General features: G+C 68.9%; 26 protein-coding genes and 1 pseudogene. 12 read left to right on the forward strand and 15 right to left on the reverse strand.

From position 1 onward, the window contains the following. Positions 1-89: 89 nt before the first annotated feature. The 6 genes from E3U25_RS13765 to E3U25_RS13790 are packed head-to-tail and all read left to right on the forward strand — an operon-like array spanning position 90 to position 6,793. The gene (locus E3U25_RS13765; protein WP_116222782.1) at positions 90-827 is read left to right on the forward strand and encodes a CDP-alcohol phosphatidyltransferase family protein; all 738 of its coding nucleotides are present in this window, start codon (positions 90-92) and stop codon (positions 825-827) included. Next, positions 824-2,398 carry a sulfatase-like hydrolase/transferase gene (locus E3U25_RS13770; protein ID WP_116222783.1) on the forward strand — a complete coding sequence of 525 codons (1,575 nt, stop codon included), beginning with the start codon at positions 824-826 and terminating at the stop codon, positions 2,396-2,398. Before E3U25_RS13765 ends, E3U25_RS13770 begins: the two co-directional genes overlap by 4 nt. 19 nt (positions 2,399-2,417) lie before the next feature. Then, a complete protein-coding gene (locus tag E3U25_RS13775; RefSeq protein ID WP_116222784.1) occupies positions 2,418-3,413 on the forward strand; it encodes an ABC transporter substrate-binding protein in 996 nt (331 codons plus the stop codon). After that, positions 3,403-4,176 (forward strand): ABC transporter ATP-binding protein, encoded by a 774-nt coding sequence (locus E3U25_RS13780; RefSeq protein ID WP_116222785.1) that lies wholly within the window; start codon positions 3,403-3,405, stop codon positions 4,174-4,176. The genes E3U25_RS13775 and E3U25_RS13780 overlap by 11 nt, the downstream gene beginning before the upstream one ends. After that, positions 4,173-5,711, forward strand: a complete 1,539-nt coding sequence (locus tag E3U25_RS13785; RefSeq protein WP_116222786.1) for an ABC transporter permease — start codon at positions 4,173-4,175, stop codon at positions 5,709-5,711. Before E3U25_RS13780 ends, E3U25_RS13785 begins: the two co-directional genes overlap by 4 nt. After that, the gene (locus E3U25_RS13790; protein ID WP_116222787.1) at positions 5,708-6,793 is read left to right on the forward strand and encodes a glycosyltransferase family 4 protein; all 1,086 of its coding nucleotides are present in this window, start codon (positions 5,708-5,710) and stop codon (positions 6,791-6,793) included. The genes E3U25_RS13785 and E3U25_RS13790 overlap by 4 nt, the downstream gene beginning before the upstream one ends. 213 nt (positions 6,794-7,006) lie before the next feature. Here E3U25_RS13790 and E3U25_RS13795 read toward each other — a convergent pair whose 3' ends face one another. Next, a complete protein-coding gene (locus E3U25_RS13795) occupies positions 7,007-8,071 on the reverse strand; it encodes an acyltransferase family protein (RefSeq protein WP_116222788.1) in 1,065 nt (354 codons plus the stop codon). Between the two features lie 397 nt (positions 8,072-8,468). Between E3U25_RS13795 and E3U25_RS25070 the strand changes: the two are divergent. Next, a pseudogene (locus tag E3U25_RS25070) lies at positions 8,469-8,948 on the forward strand (alpha-hydroxy-acid oxidizing protein); the annotation flags it as partial. A gap of 194 nt (positions 8,949-9,142) precedes the next feature. Here the strand turns inward: E3U25_RS25070 and E3U25_RS13800 are convergent. Together E3U25_RS13800 and E3U25_RS13805 are read right to left on the reverse strand one after the other, a co-directional pair. After that, positions 9,143-10,096 (reverse strand): hydroxymethylglutaryl-CoA lyase, encoded by a 954-nt coding sequence (locus E3U25_RS13800; RefSeq protein ID WP_116222790.1) that lies wholly within the window; start codon positions 10,094-10,096, stop codon positions 9,143-9,145. A 1-nt stretch (position 10,097) separates the two neighbouring features. Next, the gene (locus tag E3U25_RS13805; RefSeq protein WP_036759613.1) at positions 10,098-11,285 is read right to left on the reverse strand and encodes a CaiB/BaiF CoA transferase family protein; all 1,188 of its coding nucleotides are present in this window, start codon (positions 11,283-11,285) and stop codon (positions 10,098-10,100) included. A gap of 105 nt (positions 11,286-11,390) precedes the next feature. On the opposite strand from E3U25_RS13805, the gene E3U25_RS13810 reads away from it, so the two are divergent. Continuing rightward, positions 11,391-12,323, forward strand: coding sequence for a LysR family transcriptional regulator (locus tag E3U25_RS13810; protein WP_072463991.1), 933 nt, complete (start codon positions 11,391-11,393; stop codon positions 12,321-12,323). A gap of 48 nt (positions 12,324-12,371) precedes the next feature. Here the strand turns inward: E3U25_RS13810 and E3U25_RS13815 are convergent, their stop codons facing one another. Genes E3U25_RS13815 through E3U25_RS13825 form a run of 3 tightly spaced genes read right to left on the reverse strand, consistent with a single transcriptional unit; the run spans position 12,372 to position 14,973 of the window. Next, complete coding sequence (locus E3U25_RS13815) at positions 12,372-13,373, reverse strand: ABC transporter substrate-binding protein (RefSeq protein ID WP_036759617.1); 1,002 nt, start codon at positions 13,371-13,373, stop codon at positions 12,372-12,374. Between the two features lie 14 nt (positions 13,374-13,387). After that, on the reverse strand, positions 13,388-14,167 hold the full coding sequence (locus E3U25_RS13820; RefSeq protein WP_036759619.1) for an ABC transporter permease: 780 nt from the start codon (positions 14,165-14,167) through the stop codon (positions 13,388-13,390). After that, positions 14,164-14,973 carry an ABC transporter ATP-binding protein gene (locus tag E3U25_RS13825; protein ID WP_116222791.1) on the reverse strand — a complete coding sequence of 270 codons (810 nt, stop codon included), beginning with the start codon at positions 14,971-14,973 and terminating at the stop codon, positions 14,164-14,166. Before E3U25_RS13825 ends, E3U25_RS13820 begins: the two co-directional genes overlap by 4 nt. A 296-nt stretch (positions 14,974-15,269) precedes the next feature. On the opposite strand from E3U25_RS13825, the gene yghU reads away from it, so the two are divergent. Continuing rightward, positions 15,270-16,145: a glutathione-dependent disulfide-bond oxidoreductase gene (gene yghU / locus E3U25_RS13830; RefSeq protein ID WP_116222792.1), complete on the forward strand. Its 876-nt coding sequence runs from the start codon at positions 15,270-15,272 to the stop codon at positions 16,143-16,145. 222 nt (positions 16,146-16,367) lie between these two features. Here yghU and E3U25_RS13835 read toward each other — a convergent pair whose 3' ends face one another. The 5 genes from E3U25_RS13835 to E3U25_RS13855 form a co-directional block, all read right to left on the reverse strand. Next, positions 16,368-17,429, reverse strand: coding sequence for a DNA topoisomerase IB (locus E3U25_RS13835; protein WP_116222793.1), 1,062 nt, complete (start codon positions 17,427-17,429; stop codon positions 16,368-16,370). A 140-nt stretch (positions 17,430-17,569) separates the two neighbouring features. Next, positions 17,570-18,103 carry a type 1 glutamine amidotransferase domain-containing protein gene (locus E3U25_RS13840; RefSeq protein ID WP_116222794.1) on the reverse strand — a complete coding sequence of 178 codons (534 nt, stop codon included), beginning with the start codon at positions 18,101-18,103 and terminating at the stop codon, positions 17,570-17,572. A gap of 174 nt (positions 18,104-18,277) precedes the next feature. Continuing rightward, on the reverse strand, positions 18,278-19,171 hold the full coding sequence (gene sigJ / locus E3U25_RS13845) for an RNA polymerase sigma factor SigJ (protein ID WP_116222795.1): 894 nt from the start codon (positions 19,169-19,171) through the stop codon (positions 18,278-18,280). Beyond that, complete coding sequence (locus E3U25_RS13850) at positions 19,161-19,637, reverse strand: carboxymuconolactone decarboxylase family protein (protein ID WP_244295315.1); 477 nt, start codon at positions 19,635-19,637, stop codon at positions 19,161-19,163. Before E3U25_RS13850 ends, sigJ begins: the two co-directional genes overlap by 11 nt. Positions 19,638-19,731: 94 nt before the next feature. Then, positions 19,732-20,514, reverse strand: coding sequence for a MauE/DoxX family redox-associated membrane protein (locus E3U25_RS13855; RefSeq protein ID WP_116222796.1), 783 nt, complete (start codon positions 20,512-20,514; stop codon positions 19,732-19,734). A gap of 240 nt (positions 20,515-20,754) precedes the next feature. Here E3U25_RS13855 and E3U25_RS13860 point away from each other — a divergent pair, with 240 nt between their 5' ends. Beyond that, positions 20,755-21,879 (forward strand): YihY/virulence factor BrkB family protein, encoded by a 1,125-nt coding sequence (locus tag E3U25_RS13860; protein ID WP_116222797.1) that lies wholly within the window; start codon positions 20,755-20,757, stop codon positions 21,877-21,879. Between the two features lie 70 nt (positions 21,880-21,949). Here the strand turns inward: E3U25_RS13860 and E3U25_RS13865 are convergent, their stop codons facing one another. From E3U25_RS13865 to E3U25_RS13875, 3 genes are all read right to left on the reverse strand, one after another. Next, positions 21,950-22,228: an Hsp20/alpha crystallin family protein gene (locus tag E3U25_RS13865; RefSeq protein ID WP_244295317.1), complete on the reverse strand. Its 279-nt coding sequence runs from the start codon at positions 22,226-22,228 to the stop codon at positions 21,950-21,952. 13 nt (positions 22,229-22,241) lie between these two features. After that, entirely contained in the window at positions 22,242-22,460 is a 219-nt protein-coding gene (locus tag E3U25_RS13870) for a hypothetical protein (protein WP_244295319.1), read from the reverse strand. Positions 22,461-22,531: 71 nt separating this feature from the next. Then, a complete protein-coding gene (locus E3U25_RS13875; protein ID WP_116222798.1) occupies positions 22,532-22,999 on the reverse strand; it encodes an Hsp20 family protein in 468 nt (155 codons plus the stop codon). 212 nt (positions 23,000-23,211) lie between these two features. Here E3U25_RS13875 and E3U25_RS13880 point away from each other — a divergent pair, with 212 nt between their 5' ends. Next, a complete protein-coding gene (locus E3U25_RS13880) occupies positions 23,212-23,430 on the forward strand; it encodes a hypothetical protein (protein ID WP_036759637.1) in 219 nt (72 codons plus the stop codon). Positions 23,431-23,438: 8 nt separating this feature from the next. Here the strand turns inward: E3U25_RS13880 and E3U25_RS13885 are convergent, their stop codons facing one another. Next, entirely contained in the window at positions 23,439-23,906 is a 468-nt protein-coding gene (locus E3U25_RS13885; RefSeq protein WP_036759639.1) for a hypothetical protein, read from the reverse strand. Positions 23,907-24,212: 306 nt separating this feature from the next. Here E3U25_RS13885 and E3U25_RS13890 point away from each other — a divergent pair, with 306 nt between their 5' ends. Next, positions 24,213-24,527: a co-chaperone GroES gene (locus E3U25_RS13890; protein WP_036759641.1), complete on the forward strand. Its 315-nt coding sequence runs from the start codon at positions 24,213-24,215 to the stop codon at positions 24,525-24,527. Positions 24,528-24,540: the final 13 nt, after the last annotated feature.

Here is a 24,540-nt window from a genome sequence, read left to right on the forward strand (position 1 = left end):
GGCTCCTTTTCACTATCCTATCGCAAAACCCCGCCCCGCGCAAAGCCGTAGCATCTTGACGGAACCCACGCTTGGCGTAGCATTTTCTCATGACCGACCCCGATCACGGCCCGCTTGCGCAGCCGCCCCGCCCGGCGGCTGGAATACCGGCGCAGGTCGCCGCCGGCGCCGCGATGGGCGTTTTCGCGATGCAGGCGCTGCGGCTTGGCGGGATCGGCGGCGCGGCCGGGGGCTGGCTTGCCGCAAGCGCGCTTTATCTGGGCTGCTGCGCCATGATCCTGGCGCAGATGCGGCGCAGCTATCCGCATGACCGGATCGGCGGCTGCAACGCGGTGACGCTGCTGCGCGCGGCCATCACCTGCGCCTTGCTGGCGCCGCTTGCGGATGGCGTGGCGGCAGGATGGGCGGTCGCGGTCGCCGGGGGGGTGGCGCTGGTCCTCGACGGCGTCGATGGCTGGCTGGCGCGGCGGTCGGGGCTCGTCTCGGGCTTCGGGGCGCGTTTCGACATGGAGGTGGACGCGGCTTTCGCCCTGGCCCTGGCGCTGCATGCCTGGCTGGGCACCACGCTGGGGCCGGGGGTGCTGTTGCTGGGGATGCTGCGCTATGGCTTCGTCGCCGCCGGCCTCGCCCTGCCCTGGCTGCGGGCCGAGCTGCCGCAGCGGCTGCGGCGCAAGGCGATCTGCGTGCTGCAGCTCGGCACGCTGATCCTGCTGCAAACGCCGCTGCCGAGCCATGCGCAGGCCGAGTTCCTGGCCTGGTTCGCCACGGCGGCGGTGGTGCTGTCCTTTGCGCTGGACATCCGCTGGCTGTGGCGGCACCGGCCATGACCATGCGCAGGGCCTTGCCGCTGCTGCTTTCGGCGCTGGCGATCCAGCTGGCGCTGATCGTGCCGGGCGCCGCGATCCGCCCGACGCCCGAACTGCCGGCGCTGCTGCTTTTGCTGGCGCTGGGCGGCGGCGTGGCGCGCCTGCCGGTCGCGGCGGCGCTTACGCTGCTGGCGATGCAGAAGATTGCCGACCTTGCCATGGTCTCGGCGCTGGGGCGGCCCTTCAACGTCGCGGCGGACCTGCCGCTGCTGGACGCCGCGGTGCGGCTGACGGGCGGCACCTTCGGCCCGCTGGCGGGTCTCGGCCTCGTCCTGGCCGCTGCCCTTGCCGCATCGGGCATCGCCGCGGCGCTGTGGTGGGCGACGGGGCTCTGGGCCCGCCCCGTCGCGGGGCAAGGCGCGCGCATCGCCCTTGTCGCGGCCATCGGGCTGGTCCTGCTGCCCGCCATGGCCCCAAGGCCGGAGAATGCGCGCTATGCGCTTGAACGCGCCCGGCTGGCCGCCGGCACCTTCGCCGCGCTGCAAGACTTCCGCGCGGCGGCGGCAAACGACCCGATGGCGGGCCGGCCGGGACTGCTGGGTGCCATCGACCGCGACGTGCTGGTGATCTTCGTCGAAAGCTATGGCCGGGCCAGTTTCGCGACCCCCTTCTACGCCGAAACCCATCTCGCCACCCTGCGCCGGGCCGAGGCCGATCTGGCGCGCGCCGGCCTTGCCATGCGCTCGGGGTATCTGGTCTCGCCCACGCAGGGCGGGCAAAGCTGGCTGGCGCATGCGACCTTCGCCTCGGGGCTTTGGGTGGGCGACCAGTCGCTTTACCAGGCCGCGCTGGCCAGCGGGCGGCAGGGGCTGTTCCACCACGCGCAGCGCGCCGGTTTTCAGACCGCGGCCGTCATGCCCGCCATCACCCGCCCCTGGCCCGAGGCGGCGCAGATGGGCTTCGACCGCATCCTGGCCGCATCGGACCTGGGCTATCGCGGGCTGCCCTTCAACTGGGTCACCATGCCCGACCAGTTCACCCTGGCCGCCGCCGACCGCCTGCTGCGCCATGATGGGGGCGACCCGCTTTTCGCCCAGGTGGCGCTGATTTCGTCCCATGCGCCCTGGGTGCCGGTGCCGCGGCTGATCGGCTGGGACGAGGTCGGGGACGGTTCCGCCTTCGCCGCCATGGCCGTCGCCGGGGAAAGCCCGCAAGAGGTCTGGCGCGACCGCGACAACATCCGCCGGCATTACCGCGACGCCATCGACTATGCCTTGCAGACCGTCATGGCCTATGCGCTGCGCCATGCGGGTGACGCGCCGCTGATCCTGGTGCTGGGCGACCACCAGGCCGCGCAACGCATCGCGCCGGACGGCGGGCGCGACGTGCCCATGCATGTGATCGGCCCCGCGGCGCTGGTCGAACGCAGCGCCGCATGGGGCTTTGCCCCCGGCCTCGTCCCCGGCGCGGACAGCCCCGCGATCCCGATGGACCGGATGCGCGACCTGATCCTGCAAGGCTTTGCCGCGCCGGATGCGGGGCCGAGGGAACGCCTCGCCCGCCACGGTCGTTCGTCCCCTGCCCCACCATGACCCGAACGGAGGTGCCCCGATGACCCATTCCCCGCCGACACGCCGCCGGATCCTGCAGACGGGGGCGGCGGGGCTGGCGCTCGGCCTCTCGGGCCTGCCGCACCGGGCGCGGGCGCAGGAGGCCGTGGCGCTGCAACTGTCCTGGCTGCATTCGGTGCAATTCGCCGGCAGCTACATCGCGCTGCAGAATGGCTGGTGGCGCGAGGCGGGGCTGGAGGTCTCGCTGCTGCAGGGCGGACCGAACGCGCCGGTCGAGCCGCCGGTGGTGGCGGGCACGGCGCTGGTCGGCATCTCGGCCGCCGACTATGCCGCGGCGGCGGTGGCGCAGGGGGCGCCGTTCCGCATCATCGGCGTCGCCATGCAGAAGAACCCCTTCGCCATCGCCTCGCTGCCGGGCAATCCGGTGGAAACCCCTGCCGACCTGCCGGGGAAAAGCATCGGCATGGCCATCGCCAACACCCCTGTCCTGCAGGCGCTGTGCAAGCTGAACGACGTGGATTTCGACGCCATCCGCATCGTGCCCACGCAATATTCCGCCCAGCCGCTGATCGCGGCCGAGGTGGACTGCCTGCTCTGCTGGGAAACCGACCTGCCGGTCGCCATGGCGATCCAGGGCATCGAGGCCCGCACCATGCTGATGGCCGATCACGGCTATGCCCTGCATTCCCAGACCTATATCGCGACCGAGGACAGCCTGGCCCACCGCCGCGAGGCGCTGGTGGCGCTGATGGCCGGCGAGGCGCGGGGGTGGGAGGCGTGCCGCGCCGACAGCGATGCGGCGGCCGAACTGACCGTCGCCCTGTTTCCCGATGCCGGGCTGGACCTGCCCACGCAGAAATTGCAGGCGCGCCGGCAATTGCCGCTGATGTTCTCGGGGCTGACCGAGACGCACGGTTTCGGCTGGTGGAGCGACGAGGCGGTCGAGGCCAATATCCGCACCCTCTCGCTGCTGGGCCGCGAGGTGACGCCCGCGCTCTGGGACCGCTCGATCCTGGAGGCGGTCCATGCAGGATAGCAGCGCCGGGATCAGTTGCCGGGCGCTGACCAAGACCTGGCCCGGCTGCGTGCAGGCGGTTGCGGGCTTCGACGCCGATTTCGCCGCGGGGCAGACCACGGCGCTGATCGGCCCCTCGGGCTGCGGCAAGTCCACGCTGCTGCGGCTGGTCGCGGGGCTCGATCTGCCGGACGGCGGGCAGGTGCGCATCAATGGGCTGGACCCGGCCCATCAGCGCCGGCGGGGCGCGATCTCGGTCGCCTTCCAGGATCCCTCGCTGCTGCCCTGGCTTAGCGCCGCGCAGAACGTGGCGCTGGCGCAAAAGCTCGCCCGCCAGCACGCCGATCCGGGCAAGGTCGCGCATCTGCTGCGACTGGTCGGGCTGGAGGGCTTTGCCGCCACCCGCCCGGCGGCGCTGTCGGGCGGCATGCGCCAGCGCGCCGCCATTGCCCGCGCGCTTGTCACCGCGCCGCAGGTGTTGCTGCTGGACGAACCTTTCGGCGCTGTCGATGAACTGACCCGCCGCCAGCTGGCGCAGGATCTGTCGCCGCTCTGGCAGGCGCAGGGCACCACCGCGCTGCTCGTCACCCATTCGCTGGCCGAGGCGGTGTGGCTCGCCGACCGCATCCTGGTCCTGTCGCCCCGCCCGGCGCGGATCATCGCCGACATCGCCGTGCCGCTGCCCCGTCCGCGCCGTCCCGGACTGGCCGACAGCCCCGCCTTTCGCCGCATCGAGGCCGAGGCGCGGGCGGCGCTCTCTGCCCCCGCCTCGGCCTGCCCATGAGGAATGCGCTGGCCGGGCTTATCCTGCTGCTTGCGCTGTGGCAGGCCGCGGCGCTGGCCCTGGCGGGCCGCTACCTGATCGCCGGCCCGGTCGAGGTCGCGCAATGGACCGCCGCCCATGCCGGGCTGCTGTCGCGGGCGCTGGCCGTGACCGGGACCAATGCGGCGGCGGGCTTCCTGCTGGGGAACCTGGCCGCGGTGGCGCTGGCGGGTGTGGCACTGCTCTGGCCCCGGCTGACCGGGCTGGTCTCGGGGCTGGCGCTGGTGGTCTTTTGCCTGCCGCTGGTGGCGACCGGGCCGATCCTGCGGGTGATGATGGGGCCGGGCGAAGGCCCGCAGATCGCGCTGGCGGCGCTGGCGGTCTATTACACCACGCTGATCCCGCTGCTGGCCGGCCTGCGCGCCGTGCCCGCCGCCTGGCTGGACCTGGTCCATGTCTATGGCCGCGGCCGCCTGGCCGAGCTGCGCCATGTCCGGCTGCGCGCCGCCCTGCCCTATCTGGTCGCCGGGCTGCAGATCTCGGCCCCAGCCGCCTTCCTCGGCGCGCTGGTGGGCGAGTTCACCGGGGCCGAGCGCGGCATGGGCGTGCTGACCATCCGTTTCACCCGCGCGCTGGACGTGCCCGCGCTCTGGAGCATCGCCGCGCTGGCCGCCGCCGTCGCGGTCGCGGCCTATGCGCTGATCGGCGCGGCGGCGCGCCGCTTCCTGGATGGATCGCCGCCCGTGCTGCTGGCCCCGCCGGGCGCCGCGCCCGGCTCGCGCCGCGCGGCGCTGGTCTCGACGCTCGCGGTGGTCGCGACCGTGCTTGCCGCGTGGTGGGCGGGGCTGCGGCTGGCCGGGCTCAGCCCGTTCTTCGCCAAGCGGCCGGGGGACGTGCTGGCGGCGCTGGCCTGGGCCCCGGATGCCGCCCAGACCCGGCAGACCCTGGCCGGCGCGCTGGCGCAGACCGGCGCCCATGTGCTGCCGGGCTATGCGGCAGGGCTGGCGGCGGGCGCTGGCCTCGCCGTCCTGCTGGCGCTGCTGCCCGCGCTCTCGGCACTCGTCACCCCGCTTGCCATCGCGCTGCGCGCCATTCCCATCGTGACCACGGCACCGCTGATCGTGCTGCTGGTCGGGCGCGGCGCGGCAGGGGTGGTGGTGCTGGTCGCGGTCATGGTGTTCTTTCCGACCTTCGTCGCCTGCCAGCACGGGCTGCGGCAGGCGCCGGGCCAGATCCTCGACGTGTTCCGCACCTATGCCGCCGGCCGCTGGCGCCAGATGGTCCATGTCCGCATCCCGGCCATGCTGCCCGCGCTTTTCGCCTCGGCGCGGATGAGCGTGCCGGCCGCGGTGCTGGCCGTCACCGTGGTCGAGTGGCTGGCGACGGGCGGCGGCATCGGCGGGCTGATGGCGCTGTCGGCCTCGGTCTCGGATTACGACATGCTCTGGTCCTCGGTGGTGCTGGTCACGCTGCTCTCATGGCTGGGCCATGCAGGCGTCGGCGCGGCCGAGCGCCGCGTGCTGGCCCGCTATGCCCCCGAACAGGTGCGCCCATGACCCCACCCTGCGACGCCGCCTTCGCCATCCCCGGCGACATCGCCACGCTGACCGGCGGCTATATCTATGAACGCCGGTTGCTGGAGGGGCTGCGCGCCCTGGGCCATGACGTCCGCCACCTGCAGCTGCCCGCCAGCTTCCCCGACCCCGCCCCGTCCGAGATGGCGGCGGCCGTCGCGGCGCTGGTGGCCGAGGACCGCCCGCTGATCGTTGACGGGCTGGTCTTCGGCGCCATCGATACCGCCGGCCTCGCCCAGGTCCGCGCGCCCATCGTGGCGATGATCCATCACCCGCTGGCGATGGAGACCGGCCTAGATCCCGCACGGCGCGCGCATCTCTACCGGACCGAGCGCGACAACCTGCGGCTTGCGCGCCGCGTGCTGGTTCCGAGCCCCCATACGCGCGCCCTGCTGACCGAACGCTACGGCGTGCCGCCCGACCGCATCACCATCGCCCGGCCGGGGGTCGAGCGGCCATGGCTCGTCCCCGCGCCCCTGACCCCGCCGCTGATCCTGTCGGTGGGCATCCTGCATCCGCGCAAGGGCCATGACGTGCTGATCAAGGCATTGGCAAAGCTGGCAGATATGGACTGGCAGGCGGTGATCGTCGGCAATCCCTGGGACCGCGCCCATGCCGCCGCGCTGGCCCGGCAACTGGCCGAAAGCCCGGTTTCGGATCGGGTGGTGCTGGCGGGGCGGGTGGATGCCGAGCGGCTGGAACAGCTTTACGCAAGCGCCTCGATCTTCGCGCTGGCGACGCGATACGAGGGGCACGGGCTGGTCTTCGACGAGGCGCTGGCGCATGGCCTGCCGATCGTCGGCTGCGCGACGGGCGCCGTCCCCGATACCGTGCCCGCGGCCGCCGGGCTGCTGGTGCCGCCCGACGACCCGCCGGCCTTTGCGGCCGCGCTGCGCCGGCTGCTGGGCGAGGCGCCCCTGCACGCGCAGCTGCGCGACGCCGCGCGCCGGGCCGGCGACGCCCTGCCCGGCTGGCGGGAAACCGCAGCCGTTGCCAGCCGGGTCCTGGAGCGCTGCGCCCTGCCGCGATACAGGGCAATCAGGTCCGCCGGCGATCGCGATTGACGCAAGGCGCCCAAAGCTGACCTTGCGGACCCGACGGCCAGTTCAGGAACCGCGGCTTAGTCCGTCCAAGCGGAAACGACAGCCGTCGCATCAAGACCCCGCCCCCGGCCCCCGAAAGGAAGGCCCGCAATGGCGCCGGATGGAAAGCCATGCCGGCTTTGTCTGCACCGCCCCTCTGGCCGGCGCGCGGGCTTGATCGGATACAGGCAAACCTCAGTCCACGCCGGCCCGAGTCCGCTGCCGGGCGCGGAGCAGGCTGCGCATCGGAACCTCGAAATGGCGGTAGACCAGCGCCGAAAGCCCCAGCGTGACCAGCAGGGTTGCCGGCACGAACAAGGCCTGCCGGAGCGTGTCGGGCAGGAATCCAGCCAGCTTCGGCCAAGCAAGGTAGCCCGCGCTGATGACCGGGACATGCAGCATGTAGATGGTATAGGAGATGTCCCCGAGCCAGACCGGCGCGCGGGCGGACAGCAGGCGGCCCAGAACGCCCCGGTCCTCCCAGGTGGACAGGATGCAGATGGCAAAGAGCGGCACCATCCAGAGCAGTTCGAGACGGGCATGCATCATGCCTGCCAGCGCAACGACGCAAGACAGCTGAATCAGCGACAGGGCCCTGTCCGACAATCCGGTCCAGGAATGACGATAGTGGCACAGGGCATATCCAAGCAGGAACCCCGGCACCGCCCGCAGCAGGGCAATGCGTTCCCAGCGCAGCCCGTAATGCTGCATCAGGATCTCATGCGCCGCGAGCCCCGCTATCGCCAGCACGACGAAGACCTCGGGCCCAGGGCGCAGGCGCATGAGCAGGCCGCAACCCAGAAGCGGAAACAGCAGATAGGCGGCGAACTCGCCACTGATCGACCAGCTTGGAAAATTCAGGGAAAACTGGTCCTGGAACCCCCAGGCCTGCACCAGCGCTACCGTGCGCAACGCTTCCTGCGAAAGCTCGGCCGAAAAGGGACCGCCATAGAGCACCAGCAGGGACATCCACGCCAGCGTCAGCAGATGAAGCGGATAGATCCGTGCGAACCGGCTTTGCAGGAAATCGCGCGGACTGAAACGGCTGTCGAAACCGTCGGCGGCATAGACGAGTGTCATCACGAAGCCGCTCAGCATGAAGAACAGGTCGACCATATGCGTCGCGCTCATCACGAAGCCGGTTCTGCCGTCGATGGCCGCGCCCCAGGGAAAGGCGTGGCGGTAGTGATAGAGAACCACCAGCAACGCGGCTATTCCGCGCAGCGCCGTATGGGATCGGATATGTCGGCGATGCATCATCGGGCCTGGACTTCGGGTGACGGAGAGGATTCTGAGCCGGGGGCATGCCCGCCGTAAGGTCGTGTCGAATGCGGCGGCAATTCCCCCAGATTGGTTCCGGGTCGAGCGGTGAGGCCAAGTTTGGCAAACTTTACGGGCAGATGTCCATCACCGTCGCCACGAACCGGGCTGTCGGTGAACGGCCCACCCTTCCCGGCGGCACCGAGAGGACCGTCGCAATGCCATCGGCCATCCCGCACCCTGGGACGAAGAGACAGCAACCGTCCTGCTTGAGATGGTCTGCTGCGCCGGGTCGCGGCCTGCGATTGCGACAGGCTGGTCCTGACCGTGGACAGGCAGATGCCGCCCAAGCGCGAAGAGAAACCAGCGCAAGGGCTTCGGCGCGCCCTTTCGACTGATGTTGCGGAACCTCGTCGACATGCTGCGCCATCCGCGCTGGCCATGGGACGTGATCCTGCGGCCGGCCCTGCGGCGCCGGATGCCGAGTTATGGCCATTACCCGCCCGAGGTCCACGCCGGCCTGCTGTCGCCGGCTATGGCCGAGGAGTTGCGCCTTGATCCCGCGCTGACGGGACGGGATTTCCGCGCGCTGTGCCTGAAAGGCGGGCTGTCCGCCGAGGGCGCCGATGCCATCGTGGTCTCGACTCAGAGCGGGCGGAGTTTCGACGGCCTGCCGCCGCCCGCCGCAGCCCTGCCCCGCATCGCCGCCAATCCGGGAGCGGTTTCCGAACTGCTGGCCGAGAGCGGCGTCCGGCGCGATTCGGGCGTGCTGAAACACCGGGCCTTCGGCGCTTCGGCGGTGCAGCTTGGCCGCGCGCCGCTACGGGATCCTGCCGCCGGCGGCGAGGCTGGGGCCGCGGCGCTGCCGGCAATGGCCGAGATGCGGGCGGCGATGGGTTTTCTTGGCGTGCGGACGCTTGCCGATCTCTCGGCTAAGGCTGAAGCCGGTCAGCCGAGGGCGCAGAAACGGGAACATGCGGACATGATCCCCGCCGGCGCAGTTCGCAAATGGAACGTGCCGCAGAAGCGCCCTCGATCCCCCAGCTTGCACCGCGGGCGTCGGGATAGGGCTCAGCCATGGGCGGTCCGCACGGCATCCATGCTGGATAGCGCCAGGCGCGGCCCGGCCTTCATGACCTGGCCGGGCAGTTCCCTTCCCAGGATCCGCTCGGCGGTCCGGGCGGCCTCGATGAGTCTGCCGAGGTCGATCCCGGTCGGAAAACCCGATTCCTCGCACAGATAGACGAAATCCTCGGTGGCGATATTGCCGGTCGCGCGCGGCACGAACGGGCAGCCGCCGATCCCGCCCACGCTCGCCTCGAAATCGCGGATGCCGTGCAGCAGGCCGGCATAGGCGCAGGCCAGGCCGACGCCGCGGGTATTGTGGAAATGCAGCGCGATCCCCACCTCGGGCACCGCCTTGCGCAGGGCGTCGAGCGCCGGCACGACATTGCCCGGCGTCGCCATGCCGGTCGTGTCCCCCAGGGTGATGCGCGAAATGCCGAGGTCGCGATACCGCATGGCCTGCTCGACCAGCTGGTCCACCGGCACGTCGCCTTCGAAGGGACAGCCGAAGGCCGTGGCGATGGCGCCATGCAGCGCGACCCCGGACCCTTGGGCGAGGCGCGCGATCTCGTGGAACCCGGCAATCGAATCGGCGCGCGAGCGGTTCACGTTCTTCAGGTTGTGGCTTTCCGAGGCCGAGGCGAACATCACCACCGCGTCGATCCCCGCCTCGATGGCGGCTTCGGCACCGCGCAGGTTCGGCGCCAGCGCGCTGAAGCGGACACCGGCCCGGCCGCGGAAATGCCGCACCAGTTCGGCCGCATCGCGCATCTGCGGCACGGCGCGCGGCGAGACGAAGGATGTCAGCTCGACCGAGCGGATGCCGGCCGCGACAAGGCTTTCGACGAGCCGGATCTTGTCCTCGGTCGGAACGAAGGCTTTCTCGGATTGCAGGCCGTCGCGGGGCGAAACCTCGGTCACGGCGACTTGCCTGCCCGGTGCGGATGCGGGGCCGGTCATGTCACGCCGCCTCGCCCGAGGGGGCCTTGGCGGCCGCGGCGATTTCCTCGGGCGTCAGGCCGAGACTGCCGAGGATCTCGGCGTTGTGCCCGCCGAGACGGTCCACATCGCCCCCGCCGGCCAGCGAGGCGCCGTCGATCTCGATCGGCAGGGCCGGCGCCCGGAAGCTCCGGCCGTCCGGGGTCTGCGACAGCGCAAGCCCGCCCTGCCGCATGACATGCTGGTCGCGAAACAGGTCCGAAGGCTTGGCCACCGGCGCAAAGGGGATCTCCATCTTCTCCAGCGCCGGCAGAAGCTCGGCCATGGGCCGCCTTGCGACCGCCGCTGCGACCAGGGGCACCACCCAGGAGCGGGCGTTGATGCGGGCCATCCTGCTTTGCAGCTCGGGGTGCTGCAGCAGGTCGTCCAGGCCGAGATAGGTGCAAAGCCGGGTCCAATGGCCGTCGCTGACCGCGCCGATGAAGATCTGCCCCCCCTCGGCATCGGCAAAGACGTCATAGATCGGCCAGCTGAAGGCCCGCTCGGGCATCGGTTCGGGGTCCCTGCCCTCAAGCTCGAACTGCACCATGTGCTGCGAGACCAGCAGCAGGCAATTCTCGAACAGGCCGACGCGGATGGTCCGCCCCTCGCCGGTCTTGCCGCGCTCGAACAGCGCGGCGATGACGGCGAAGGCCCCGAACAGCCCACCCATGATGTCGTTGGCCGAGGTGCCGACGCGCAGCGGCCGCCCCTTGGGGCCGGTCATGTAGGCCAGGCCCGACATCATCTGCACCACCTCGTCCAGCGCCGTGCGCCGCTCGTAAGGCCCTGAAAGGAAACCCTTGTGACTGGCGCAGATCAGGTGCGGAAAGCGGTCCTGCAGGGTTTCGGCATCCAGCCCCATCCCCTTCAGGGTGCTGTCCTTGAAATTGTCGATGAAGACGTCGGCCGAGGCCAGAAGGCGGTCCAGCGCCTTCCTGCCGGCCGGGGTGCGGCTGTCCAGGACCACGGATTTCTTGCGGCGGTTGAACAGCGGAAAGAACGCGCTGCCCATGCCGGTCAGCTGGCGCGTCTTGTCGCCGCCGGGCGGCTCGACCTTGACCACCTCGGCGCCCAGGAAGGCCAGGAACATGCCGCAGCTTGGCCCCATCACCATATGGCTCATCTCAACGACACGGATCCCCGCGAGGGGTTTGAACTCGGCAGTCATGCGGCCTCCCATCCCATGGGCAAAGGATAGGATTGCCTGACTGTTCTTACAATTATATAATACTTATAGCTATGTTCTAAAAATTAGCATCTGCGCGAGGCGCCCTTGGACCTGAAGCAATTGCGGTATTTCTGCAGCATCTACGACAGCAAGAGCCTGTCGGCCGCGGCGGATGCCGAGAGGATCGCCGTGTCGGCGCTGAGCTATCATCTCGCCAATCTCGAGGCCGAGATCGGCGCGCCGCTGTTTACCCGAAAGCCGCGCGGGCTCGAGGCCACGGCGGCGGGCGAGCGGCTTTACCTGCATGCCCGGACCATCCTGAAGACGGTCGAGGTGGCGAAAAGGGATCTGTCCACCTTTCGCGACAATGTCTCGGGCGAGGTGTCGCTGGCCCTGGCCTATTCCGCGATCCAGGCCATCGGCGTCCAGCTGGCGAAGGTCGTGGTCGAGGACTACCCGGACCTGCAGCTCAACATGATCGAAAGCCTTTCCAGCACGACCCTGCTGCACCTGTCCTCGGCCGATGCCGACCTGGGCCTGGCCTACAACCCGCCGCTGACCAGCACCTTCAAGGCCACGCCGATCCTGGAGGAGGATCTGGTCCTGATCGGCAAGCGCGAGATCATCGGCAGCGGGTCCGAGCCGGTGACGGTGTCGGAACTGCTGGATTTCAAGATCATCATGCTGCGCCAGGGCATGGCGGCGCGGGCGCTGCTGGACCATCACAAGACCTTGGAACAGATCTATGCGACCAGCCAGTTGCAGATGAACTCGGTCCACGCGATTTCGGGCGCGGTCCGCGAGGGGCTGGGCTGCACCATCGGGACGACGCTGTTCATGGGCGACGAGATCAAGTCCGGCCGGCTGCATTGGCGGCCGATCATCTCGCCGACGCTGACGAGGACGCTTTATCTGTGCGAGCAGACGGACCGGCCGCCGACCATCGCGCTGGAGACGATCCGCGACCTGATCCGCGACCTGATCGTCCGCGCGGTCAAGGACGGCATCTGGCCGGCAAGGCTGGTCGAGGCGGAATGACGAAAGCCCCGTCCGGGCGGACGGGGCTTTCGCATCGGTTTCACCGGCCTACTGCTGCGCCGAGACCTTTTCGACATAGGCGTTGGTATAGGTCTTGCTCAGGTCGATCTTGGCGCCGGCGACCTCGGGCAGGTTGAAGCTCAGCATCGTCTGCACCGCTTCGGCGCCCTTCGCATCCACCAGCCCGGTTTCCGACAGCATTTCCATGCTGTTGTTCAGCGATTCGATATAGACCTGCGGGTCGGCGCCGACCAGGTTGGGCGGCATCTTCGCCGCGATCTCTTCGGCGGGGGTGTTGTGGATGTATTGCAGCGTCTCGACGATGGCGGCGGCCAGGGCCTGCGCCTGTTCGGGATGCTGGTCGAGCCATTCCGTGCGCGTATAAAGCGCCGCGCCGGGATAGTCGGCGCCGAACAGGGCGTGGGTGTCCGCCGCTTTCCGGGTATCGACCAGCACGGGCAGATCGGGATGGCGGTTCTGCAACTGGGTGATCGCCGGATCGGGCGTGACCACCGCATCGATCCGGCCCTGCTCCAGCGCCGCGACCGCGGTGGCGCCGACGCCGACGCCGACGACCGACGCGGCATTCGGCTCCAGCCCGTTCTGCGACAGCATGTATTTGAGGAAGAAGTCGGTCGAGGAACCGGGCGCGCTGATCCCGACGGTCTTGCCGGCAAGATCCTTGATCGTCTTGACCTCGCCGGCCTTGCCCGGCGCCACGGCCACGGCGATGCCGGGCAGCCGGCCCATCAGCACGAACGAGGACAGCTCCTGCTGCTTGGCCGCCAGCGTGATCGTGTGCTCGTAATAGCCCGAGACCACGTCCGCGCTGCCGCCGACCACGGCCTTCAGCGCCGCCGAGCCGCCCTTGAAATCCACGAGCTCGACATCGACCCCGTGCTTTTCGTAAAGGCCAAGCTGCTCGGCCAGGACGACGGGCATGTAGCAGACGCAGCTGGCCCCGCCGATCGCGATCTTGACGGTTTCAGCCGCCGCAGGCGTCGCGCCCGCGACGAGCGCCGCCGCAAGGATAGTCCTGAGCATCGTCATCTTTGCTCCTCCCTTCAGTGATTGTTGTCGGGCTGCCAGACCAGCAGCTTCCTTTCCACCATCGTCACCCCCCAGTCGATGAGAAGGACGAAGGCCGACAGGACGAACATCCCCGCGAACACGCCGGCGATGTCGAACATGCCCTCGGCCTGCGCGATCAGATAGCCGAGCCCGGCGGATGACCCCAGGTATTCGCCCACGACCGCGCCGACCACCGCAAAGCCGATCGAGACATGCAGCGAGGAAAACACCCAGCTCAGCGCCGAGGGCAGGTAGACGTGGCGCAGCAGCTGGCGCTCGGTCATGCCCAGCATCCGGGCGTTTTGCAGCACGGTCCGGTTCACCTCCTTCACGCCCTGGTAGACGTTGAAGAAGACGATGAAGAAGACCAGCGTGAACCCCAGCGCCACCTTGGACCAGATGCCCAGGCCGAACCACAGCGTGAAGATCGGCGCCAGCACCACGCGCGGCAAGGCATTGGCGGCCTTGACATAGGGGTCGAAGACCGCGGCCAGCTTGGGCCGGCGCGCCAGCCAGAAACCGGCGATCATCGCGGCGACCGCGCCGATGACGAAGGCCAGCGCCGCCTCGACCAGCGTGATCCACAGATGCCGCCAGATCTCGCCGCTCCTGAACCAGGCGACGATCTGCCAGAACACGTCGGCGGGCGTCGAGAAGAAGAACTGGATCCGGGCCGGATCGCCCAGGATCGAGGTCTTGGTGATCACCCACCACAGCGCGACGGCAACGACCGCCACGAGGATCTGCAGGGTTGTCAGGACGGCTCTGTTCATGCCCGCTCCTCCCGGTTCTGGTTGCCATAGGCCTTGAGCACCTGCTCTTTCAGCAGGTGCCAGATGTCGCGGTGCAGCTCCTGGAACTCGGGGGACAGCTTGATCTCGGACACGTCCCGCGGCCGGGTCAGGGGAATGGTGAAATCCCCGATCAGCTTGGCGTCCGGCCCCGTCGACATGATGACCACCCGGTCCGCAAGCGCGATGGCTTCCTCGAGGTCGTGGGTCACGAACATCACCGCCTTGCGGTCCTGCTGCCACAGGTCCAGCAGCAGATCCCCCATGATCAGCCGCGTCTGCGCGTCCAGCGGCCCGAAGGGCTCGTCCATCAGCAGGATTTCCGGGTCGCGGATCAGCACCTGCGCCATGGCGACCCGCTTGCGCTGGCCGCCCGAGAGCATGTGGGGATAGCGATGCCCGAAGCCCTTGAGGCCGACCTTTTCCAGCCATTCCTCGGCCCGTTCCAGGGCTTCGCGCCGCGGCGTGCCCGAGATTTCCAGCGCGATGGCCACGTTGTCGCGCGAGGTCTTCCACGGCATCAGCGCATCGGCCTGGAACAGGTAGCCCGCGCGCCCGTTGAGCCCCTCGAGCGGCTGGCCCTGGATCTCGACGGTCCCGGCCGAGGGCTTGAGCAGCCCGGCGGCGGCGTTCAGCAGCGTCGACTTGCCCGAGCCGGTCGGCCCGACGATGGCGACGAACTCGCCCTCGGCAACGCTGAGATTGGCGCCGGCAACCGCGCGGAACACAGTTTTTCCCGTCCCGCCGAAACTGATGTCGACATTATCCAGACGCACGGCGTGCTGCATTCATCCTCCCTAACCGCCATCGCCCAGGCGACCGGCCGCGAAGGGATGCCGGGTTGCCCCGACATGCCCGACCGGATGCCGCCGCTGCGCGCTGACTGAATATCGCCTTACCGCAAGCCTCCTCATGCGGTTTCCCTAACGTATCCAAGCCGGATCATGCTCACAATTATATAATTTCATATGTTTTGTTCTATTTTTTGGAAACCTGTGGGCGGGATCTTCCGGTTGTCCCCGGCCGCGGTTGATGTCCGGCCCCATCCCCCGCATCCTGGGGCCATGCAGCGACAGGAGCGATCATGAGCGACGACTATGCCCCGCCCAGGGTCTGGACATGGGACAAGGAAAACGGCGGCGAGTTCGCCAGCATCAACCGTCCCATCGCCGGGCCGACGCATGACAGGGACCTGCCGGTCGGCAAGCATCCCTTGCAGCTTTATTCGCTGGCCACGCCCAACGGCCAGAAGGTCACGATCATGCTGGAGGAATTGCTGGAAGCCGGCTTCGACGCCGAATACGACGCCTGGCTGATCCGCATCGGCGACGGCGACCAGTTCGGCAGCGGTTTCGTCGCGGTGAACCCCAACTCCAAGATCCCGGCGCTGATGGACCGCTCGGTCGCGCCGCCGCGGCGGGTGTTCGAATCCGGCTCGATCCTGCTTTACCTGGCCGAGAAGTTCGGCGCCTTCCTGCCCCGTGACCCGGCGGCGCGGACCGAGGCGCTGAACTGGCTGTTCTGGCAGATGGGCTCGGCCCCCTTCCTCGGCGGCGGCTTCGGGCATTTCTACGCCTATGCGCCGGTCAAGATCGAATATGCCATCGACCGCTACACCATGGAGGTCAAGCGCCAGCTCGACGTGCTGGACCGGCACCTGGCCGATCACCGCTTCATGGCCGGCGAGGACTATACCATCGCCGACATGGCGATCTGGCCCTGGTATGGGCAGGTGATCGCGGGCAAGGTCTATGGCGACGCGGCGACCTTCCTCGATGCCGGGATCTATGGCCATGTCCGGCGCTGGCAGGACGAGATCGCCGCGCGTCCCGCGGTTCGGCGCGGCATCATGGTCAACAAGACCTCGGGCGATCCGGCCAGGCAGCTTTGGGAACGCCACGATGCCGCGGATTTCCTGACCAGGACGCAGGACAAGATCGGCGACAAGGCCGAGGGTTGAGCCGCGCATGAAAGGCCCGGTTCTCGCCGGGCTTTTCCAAAGACGCTGCGTGGGTCTGTTGCGCGGGCGGACCGAACATCCGGATTGCAGGGTGGGAATCCGTCCTGCCGCCCCTCGGCCAAAGCGCCGCGCCGGGAAGGGCCGCGTCCTCGCCGCGCGGCGCTGGGAGGTCGCGGTCCCGACGGCCGCGGCCTTCGCGCGCCTGTCCCGCGAATGTCCGGGTCAGGCGCGCAGCCGGCGGCCGAGAAAATTCAGCACCTGCCTTTCCTCGTGCCGCAGCCCCGGCTTTTGCGGGTCGCCGGCGGGTTTGCGGCAGGGGCCCAGCTTCAGCTCGCCAGCCAGGTAAGCCTCGATGATCCGGGGGTGGACATAGCATTTGCGGCAGATCGCCGGCGTATTGCCCAGATGGCCGGCAACGGTTTCGATGGCCTCGCGGATGTTGCGGTTCGCCGCCGCTTGGCTCTCGCAGGCGGGATATGCCGACAGGGCCAGCGCGGCCAGGACCGTGCCGGTCCAGGTGCGGAAATCCTTGGCCGTTACCTCGCTGCACGAGATCCGGCGCAGATAGTCGTTCACGTCGGTCGAGGTGATCTTCTGCCGGGCGCCCTCCTCGTCCAGATACTGGAACAGGGCCTGGCCGGGCAGATCCTGCATGCTGCGCACGATCCGGGCCACGCGGCGGTCGCGGATGCCCAGGTCCCATTCCCTGCCGCCCTTGCCGCGAAAGCGGAACCGCAGCTGGTTGCCCTCCAGCCTGACATGCCGGCTGCGCAAGGTGGTCAGCCCGTGCGACCGGTTCCGGCGGGCATAGTCGCCGTTGCCGACGCGGATCATGGTGGTCTCGAGCAGATGCACCACCGTCGCCAGCACCTTTTGCTCAGGCAGCCCGCGCAGCGCCATGTCGCGCGCGACGCAGGCGCGGATCCTGGGCAGAAGCCGGGCAAAGGCCAGCATGTGATCGTATTTGGCGCTGTCGCGGAAGGCGCGGAAACCGGGGTGGTAGCGGTATTGCTTGCGCCCGCGCGCGTCCCTGCCGGTGGCCTGGATATGGCCGCGCGGATCGGGGCAGATCCAGACGTCGGTATAGGCCGGCGGCACCGCCAGCGCCGCCAGCCGCCTGCGCTCGGCATTGTCGGTGATCCGCCGGCCCTGGGGATCGCGATAGCAAAACCCCTTGCCCGCGCGGATGCGGGTGATCCCCGGCATGTCGTCGCTGACATGCACCAGCCCGGCCTGTTTCGCGGCCGCGACGGGGTCCGAAGGGGCGGGCGTGTCCCTGGGCATCTGGTGATCCGGCTGATGGTCGCGGGCTCAACGCCGGTCGGGGCGGATGGTTGCGCGGATGGTTGCGCGGATGGTTGCGGGGCCAGGACGGCGAGGCTTCCGGGACGGCCAAGACCGCGCGCGATCCGCCCTGCCCCTCGTCAGCCAAGCTCGGCCAGGATCGCGTCGCAGAAGGCATCCAGGTCGGCCGGGCTGCGCGCGGTGATGATGCGGTCGTCCGTCACCGCCTGGCCGTCGACCCAGACCCCGCCCGCATTCACCAGGTCCGTGCGGATGGATTTGTAGGATGTCACCTTGCGGCCCCGGATCAGATCCGCCTCGACCAGCAGCCAGGGGCCGTGGCAGATCGCGGCGACGATCTTGCCCTCGTCGTGAAAGCGCCGCACCAGGTCGACCGCCCCTGGCTCGATGCGCAGCTTGTCGGGGTTGATCTGGCCGCCGGGCAGCACGAGCGCGTCATAGGCCGAGGCATCGACCGAGGACAGGGCCAGGTCGGCATGGACCCTCTGCCCCCAATCCTCGCCCTGCCAGCCGCGAATGCTTTCCCCGCCGGGCGAGGCGATCTCGACCGTCGCGCCCGCCTCGCTCAGCCGGTCGCGCGGAACTTCCAGTTCGGATTGCTCGAATCCATCGGTGGCGAGGATGAGAATCCGGGCATCGGCAATCTTGCGCATGTCATGGTCCTTTCCTGTTGCAGGGTTCACGCCTTCAACGGCAACGGGTAGGCAACAAGGAAACCCGCAGGATGTTCCTGGCCGTGCGGGAAACGGGCAGACAGGCGTGCCCGAGCCTGTCCCCAGAGGCGGCGTCCGGCCGATCCGCGCGTCGCGGCGGCATGGCCTTCGGCCCTAGCCGGCGATGACCCGCGGCGAGAGGTGCCGCAGCTTCTCGGGGTTGCGCATGATCCAGATGGCGGCGATCCGGCCCTCCCGGATCGCCAGCGCCGTGGTCTGCACCACGCCCCCCGGCTTGACCAGCACGAAGCCGGGCGAGCCGTTGATCCGGCACAGGTGCGGGACGGCATCGGCCGCATGCGGCCATTTGCGCGCGATGCCCGCAAAGAACCCGGCCGCCCGCCGCCGCCCGCGCAGGACGTTGATGGCCGCGGGCACCTTGCCGCCGCCATCGGTATGGACCTCGATCTCTTCGGCGAAAAGCCGCAGCAGGCCCTCCATGTCGCCCTGTCGGCTGGCCTGCCAGAAGGCGGTGACGATGGGCAATGCCTCGTCGGGCTGGACGGAGGATGCGGGCGCGGCCCCCGCCAGCCTGCGCCGCGCACGCGAGACGAGCTGCCGGCAGGCGACCGGGCTGCGGCCGACCACCGCGGCGATCTCCTCGAAATCGTAGTCGAAGGCGTCGCGCAGGATGAAGGCCGCGCGCATCTCGGGCGACAGCGCGTCGAGCGTCAGGATCAGGGCGATGCCGACGTCCTCGGTCACGATCCATTGCTGCTCGGCCCCCGCCGCGGCGTCCTCGACCAGCGGCTCGGGCAGCCAGGCGCCGACATAGGTCTCGCGCCGCATCCGCGCGGATTTCAGGTGGTCGAGGCAAAGCCGCGTGACCACCGCGCCGAGCCAGCGCGACGGCCGCTCGATGGTGCGCAGATCCTGCCCGGCAAAGCGCAGCCAGGCATCCTGCACGATGTCCTCGGTATCGGCGACCGAGCCGGTCATGCGATAGGCCAGCCCCGCCAGGCGGCGGCGCTGGCCCTGGAAGATCTGCGCATGCCGGTCAGCTTCCATCGCCCAAGGTCCGTTCGGGATGCTGCGACCGGAACCCCACCGCAAAGCGGTTCCAGGCGTTGATCGCGTTGATGACCAGGGTCAGTTCGACCCGCTCGGCCTCGCCGAACTGCGCGGCGAGCGCGTCGTAGTCCCGCTGCGGCGCGCCCGTCGTCTCCAGCCGCGTCAGCGCCTCGGCCCAGCCGAGGGCGGCGCGTTCGCGGGCGTAGAAGGCCGGGCTTTCGCGCCAGGCCGCCAGCACGTCCAGCTTTTGCTGCGGCACGCCCGCCTCGCGGGCCTCGGGGGCGTGCATGTCCAGGCAATAGGCGCAGCCGTTGATCTGCGACACGCGCATCTTCACCAGCTGGCGCAGGGCCGCGGGGATCGCAAGCTGGCGGCTGGCGGTCTCCAGCGCCAGCATCGCCTTCATCGCCGCGGGCGCCGCCTTGAAATAGTCGAGACGTGCGGTCATGGTTGGTTTCTCCATCAATGCTTCCTGCAGAACCATGACGAGATGGCGGCGGGGTTTGTGACAGGCGGGCGGGTTGGTGCCGCCTGCATTGCGCGGCCAGGGCACCGCCTCACATTCCCGGCGCGGCGCCATGGCCCAGCCCGATGCCCGCGGGCTTGAGCAGCATCCACAGCGCCATGGCGACCATCATCAGGTTCTCGGTCAGCGAGACGAAGCCCAAAGGCACGTTGCTGTCGCCGCCGACGCAGGCGCATTTCAGCGCGCGCCCGTCGACATAGACCGCCTTGAAGACCGAAACCGCGCCCACCGTGCCGATGAACAGCGCCACCGGGATCGACAGCCACATCATCGCCCCGGCCATCATCAGCACCCCGGCAAGCGCCTCGGCAAAGGGATAGACGTAGCCATAGGGCACCCAGCGCCGCGCCAGCAGGTCGTAGTTGAGGAACATGGTCGAAAAGCCCTCGACATCCTTCAGCTTCTGCAGCGCCAGCAGGCACATGGCGATGGCGACGAACCATTCGGCGGCCTGCACCGTCAGTAGGCTGCCGAAGGCCGCCCAGCTGGTCGCCAGGGCCATCAGCGCGGCCATGGCGAAAAGCGCGAGGACGGGCCGGTAGGTCGGCGCGTCCCTGTCCTTCACCTCCTTGCCGAAGAAGGCCAGAAGATCGTCGTAGCCGCCGATGCGCTTGCCGTCGATGAAGGCCTGGGGCGTGGTCTCGACGCCGTGCCGCGCCTGGAAGGCGTCGATCTCGGATCGCAAGGTCAGGTGGTGGTCCTCGACCTCGTAGCCCTGGCGCTTCAGCAGGTCGAGCGATTTCAGCCCCCAGGGACAGATATGGTCCGCCGTCACCATGCGGTAAAGCGCGGCGCGTTTCGGGACATTTGCCATGATCTTCTCCTTTCGGGATCGCCGGGCCGCAGTTTGGCGATCATGCTTGGGATGAGTCCTCGCCTGAAACCAATCTGCCGCGCGGCCAGGGGTTCCACGACCGCTACGGCATGCGGCCATGTCGCTTGGCGCGGGATCGATAGACGACGCCCAGCTTTCGCCGGCAGAACGAACCCTGGACCCAAGCGGCCGCTTGCCGCGTTCCGCCTGGATCATCCCGAACTGGACGAGGTTTCCCCGATGCCGACAGATGGTGCCCGCCTTGCCGACGATCTGGGCCATGCCGCCGAAACCCCCGCCGGGATCCCCCTGCCCGGCTGGAGGCAGATCTTCCGGCGGGTCCGGGCCGAGATCGCCCAGGATCATGTCGGCGTGGTCGCCGCCGGCATCGCCTTCTACGGCCTCATCGCCATCTTCCCGGCCATCGCGGCGCTGGTGGCGATTTCCGGGCTGGTCCTCGATCCGGCCGATCTGGGCAGCACGATGGAGCGGATCTTCACCCTGCTGCCGCCGGATGCCGCCGGGATCATCCGCGACCAGCTGGTCAAGGTGACGGACGGCGGCACGCAGACGGGGCTGCTCGCGATCTCGGGCCTGGCGGTCGCGATCTACGGCGCGACGAAGGGGGTGATGACGCTGATCGAGGGGCTGAACATCTCCTATGACGAGGACGAGACGCGGGGCCTGCTGCGGCTTTACCTGACCGGATTTGCGCTGACGCTGGGGCTGGTGGTCGGCCTGACCGTCGCCATCGGGCTGATCGTGGTGCTGCCCCTGGCCGCCGGGCTGCTGCATCTGGGCGACGGGGTGCAGGCGGCGATCTCGTGGATCGCCTGGCCGATCCTGGCGGGGTCCGGGGTGCTGGGGCTGGCGGTGATCTATCGCTTCGGCCCGGCGCGCAAGGCGGCGAAATGGCGGTGGCTCAGCCTGGGTGCGGCGCTGGCGGTCTGCGTCTGGATCGCCGCCTCGCTGGGATTTTCGCTCTATGCCAGCAATTTCGCCCGCTATACCGAGACCTACGGCACGCTGGCCGGCGTCGTCGTCCTGCTGACCTGGTTGTGGCTTTCGGCCTATGTGGTCCTGGCCGGGGCCGAGCTGAATGCCGAGATCGAACAGCAGACCGCCCGCGACACCACCACGGGCGCGCCGCAGCCGATGGGCCGGCGCGGCGCGGTCAAGGCGGACACGCCGCCGCCGGGAATGGACCATCGCGACGGCGCAAGGGCAGGCGCAGCGGGAAAGGCCGCGCCCCTTTCGCCCGACAAGGTTTCGCCGGACCAGGTCTCGCCGGGCCGGGAATTGCTGCTGGCATCGGCGCTGGCCCTGCGCGCGGCAATCCGCATGACGGGACAGCGCAGAAGGTGATCCGGCCGGGGTCAGGGGCAGCCCATTCCGGCAAGGGCGGGGCGGCGAGGGCCGACGCCCCGCCGATGGCTCAGCCCTTGATGGCGATGCGCTTGACCTGCGCCTGCGCCTTTTCCGTCTTCGGCAGGGTCACGGTCAGCACGCCGTTCCTGAAATGCGCATCGACCTCGTCCTCGCGGATCTCGGCGCCCAGCGGGATACGGCGCTCGAAACGGCCGTAGAAGCGTTCCGAGAATTGCCGGTCCTTGTCCTCGACCTCCGAGCGTTTCTCGCCCTTCAGCGTCAGCACGCCGTCATCCAGCAGGACTTCGATGTCCCTTTCCTCAAGGCCCGGCACCTCGGCCGTCACCGTGATCTCCTTTTCATTGTCGGAGATCTCGACGCTCGGCCAGCCGCCCCGGAATGCGGGGGCCGCGCCAAGGGAACGGCAGCCCGGCGCCGAAGCCGCGGAACATGTCGTCGAACAGCCGGTTCACCTCGCGATGCAGCGACAGGAAGGGATCGCGGTCGCCCTCGCGGAAAGCGGTGGGAAGCTGGTTGCCGCCGTTGCGGCTCCAGGGGATCAGATCACGGACGTTCATGATTTTCCTCCTTTCTGGGCAACGGGTCCGGCACCGGGCGGTGCCCGGCGCCGTTTGCGTGGCGGACAGGCTCAGGCGGCCTCTTTCCCGGCCTCGATCCGTTTCGGCTCGGTCCGGGGTCTGGCCGCGATCTCGATCCGGCGCGGCTTCATCTCCTCGGGGATCTCGTGCCGCAGGTCGATGGTCAGCAGGCCGTTCTGCAGCTCGGCCCCCGTCACCTTCACATGGTCGGCCAGCTGGAAGCGCCGGCGGAAGGAGCGTTCGGCAATGCCGCGATGCAGATACTCGGCCTTGTCCTCGCCGGCCTTCTGGCCCGACACGACCAGCATGGTCTGTTCCTGCGTGATGGCCAGTTCGTCGGGCGAGAAACCCGCCACCGCCATGGCGATGCGATAGTCGTCCTCGCCGGTCTTGGCGATGTCGTAGGGCGGCCAGGTGTCGATGGTTTCGACGCGGCTCGCGGCCTCGAGCGCGTCCAGCATCCGGTCGAAACCGATGCTCGACCGGTAGAGCGGGGAAAAATCGAAAGTGGTTCTCATAGCCACATCCTCCGTTGAGCAACATGGGTACAAGCGTTCTGCCGGCAGGGCTGGGCGCCCGTCCGGCATGCCGGACCCGTCAAGGGCTTCCGGCGAGTCACGATCTAGGGCGAGGGCATGGCGGTTCAAGGGGGCGCGCGCCGCCCCTTTTCCCCGCCCGCAAAGCCCCTATCTGACAGGGACGAACCGCAGGAACATCACAGGAGACAGCCATGCGACTTGAGGACATCAGGGCTGTTCTGGGGCCGGTGGACGAGACGCTGATCGCCCAGATCAGCCGGACGGATGCGACGGCCGAGGAACTGGCCGAGGCCTGGGGCTGGCTGCATGCCGACGAGGCCATGATCGACGAGGGCCGCCCCCTGCCCCAGGGCCGCGTCGCCGAGCTGCTCGCCATCCTCGAGGCGGCCGAGCCTGACCCCGAGGAATAGCGCCGGGTTCAGTGCCGGAACCTGGGCGACAGCAGCAGGATCCTGCTCTCCGGCTCGCCCTCGCCCTCCCTCGAGGGGGCGGGCCGGTCCTCGACATGCGGGCCGCTGGCCTGCAGCACATCCAGCATGTCGGGAAAGCCAAGCGCCACGTCCGGCATCCCCGCGATCTCATAGGCGCTCTGCCCCAGCCCGGCATAATGGACGATGGAGCCTCCCCGCCGCGTCAGCCGCGCCGCGAAGAAGGCGCAGGAGATCAGGCATTCGTCCCCGATCTGGCGCGACTCGCCCCGGTGCGCCCGCCGTTGCGCCGCGTCCATCAGCCGGACGGTCAGGCGGTCGGGCGCGATCGGGCGATGCATGTAGCGCGCCAGCGTCGAGGCAAGGTGATATTCCAGCTCCGACGACAGGGCGACCTGGCTTTCGCGCATCCCCTCGATCACCAGGTCGCGGGCGGCAGAGATATACGTGTCCGTCATGAAACCCCTCGGCATCAGTCTGAACGAAACCATTCCATGATAAAAAGTTTGGCGCAGTCCCGCTGCAGGTCAAGACCCTGCATGGATCCGAGGCAGCTGAAATCACTCGATATTGCACGCAAACCTCATGTGTTGGCAGCCGTCTTCGGCGAGTGCCGAAATTTTTCGCGCCACCCCTTGAAACCGCCGTCCTGCGTGCCAATTCCTCTCACGCGCGATGCCATCCGGGTCGCGCAAGCCCCGTGCCGGTCGCTTGGCCGGTGCGGAGGAACCTCTCGCAATCTGTTTGTCCATGAGGAGAACGATATGACGTTCCGTCCACTCCACGACCGTATCCTGGTCCGCCGCATCGATGCCGAGGAAAAGACGGCCGGCGGGCTGATCATTCCCGACAGCGCCAAGGAAAAGCCTCAGGAAGGCGAGGTTCTGGCCGCGGGTCCGGGTGCGCGCAGCGAAAACGGCACGCTGCACCCGCTGGACGTCAAGCCCGGCGACCGCATCCTGTTCGGAAAATGGTCGGGCACCGAGATCCGGCTTGATGGCGAGGATCTGCTGATCATGAAGGAAAGCGACGTGCTGGGCGTGATCGAGGCCCCGGCCAGCGCGAAAAAGGCCGCCTGACGGCCGTTCCCCA

The sequence above is a fragment of the Paracoccus versutus genome, assembly GCF_029909795.1.
Lineage (GTDB): Bacteria > Pseudomonadota > Alphaproteobacteria > Rhodobacterales > Rhodobacteraceae > Paracoccus > Paracoccus versutus.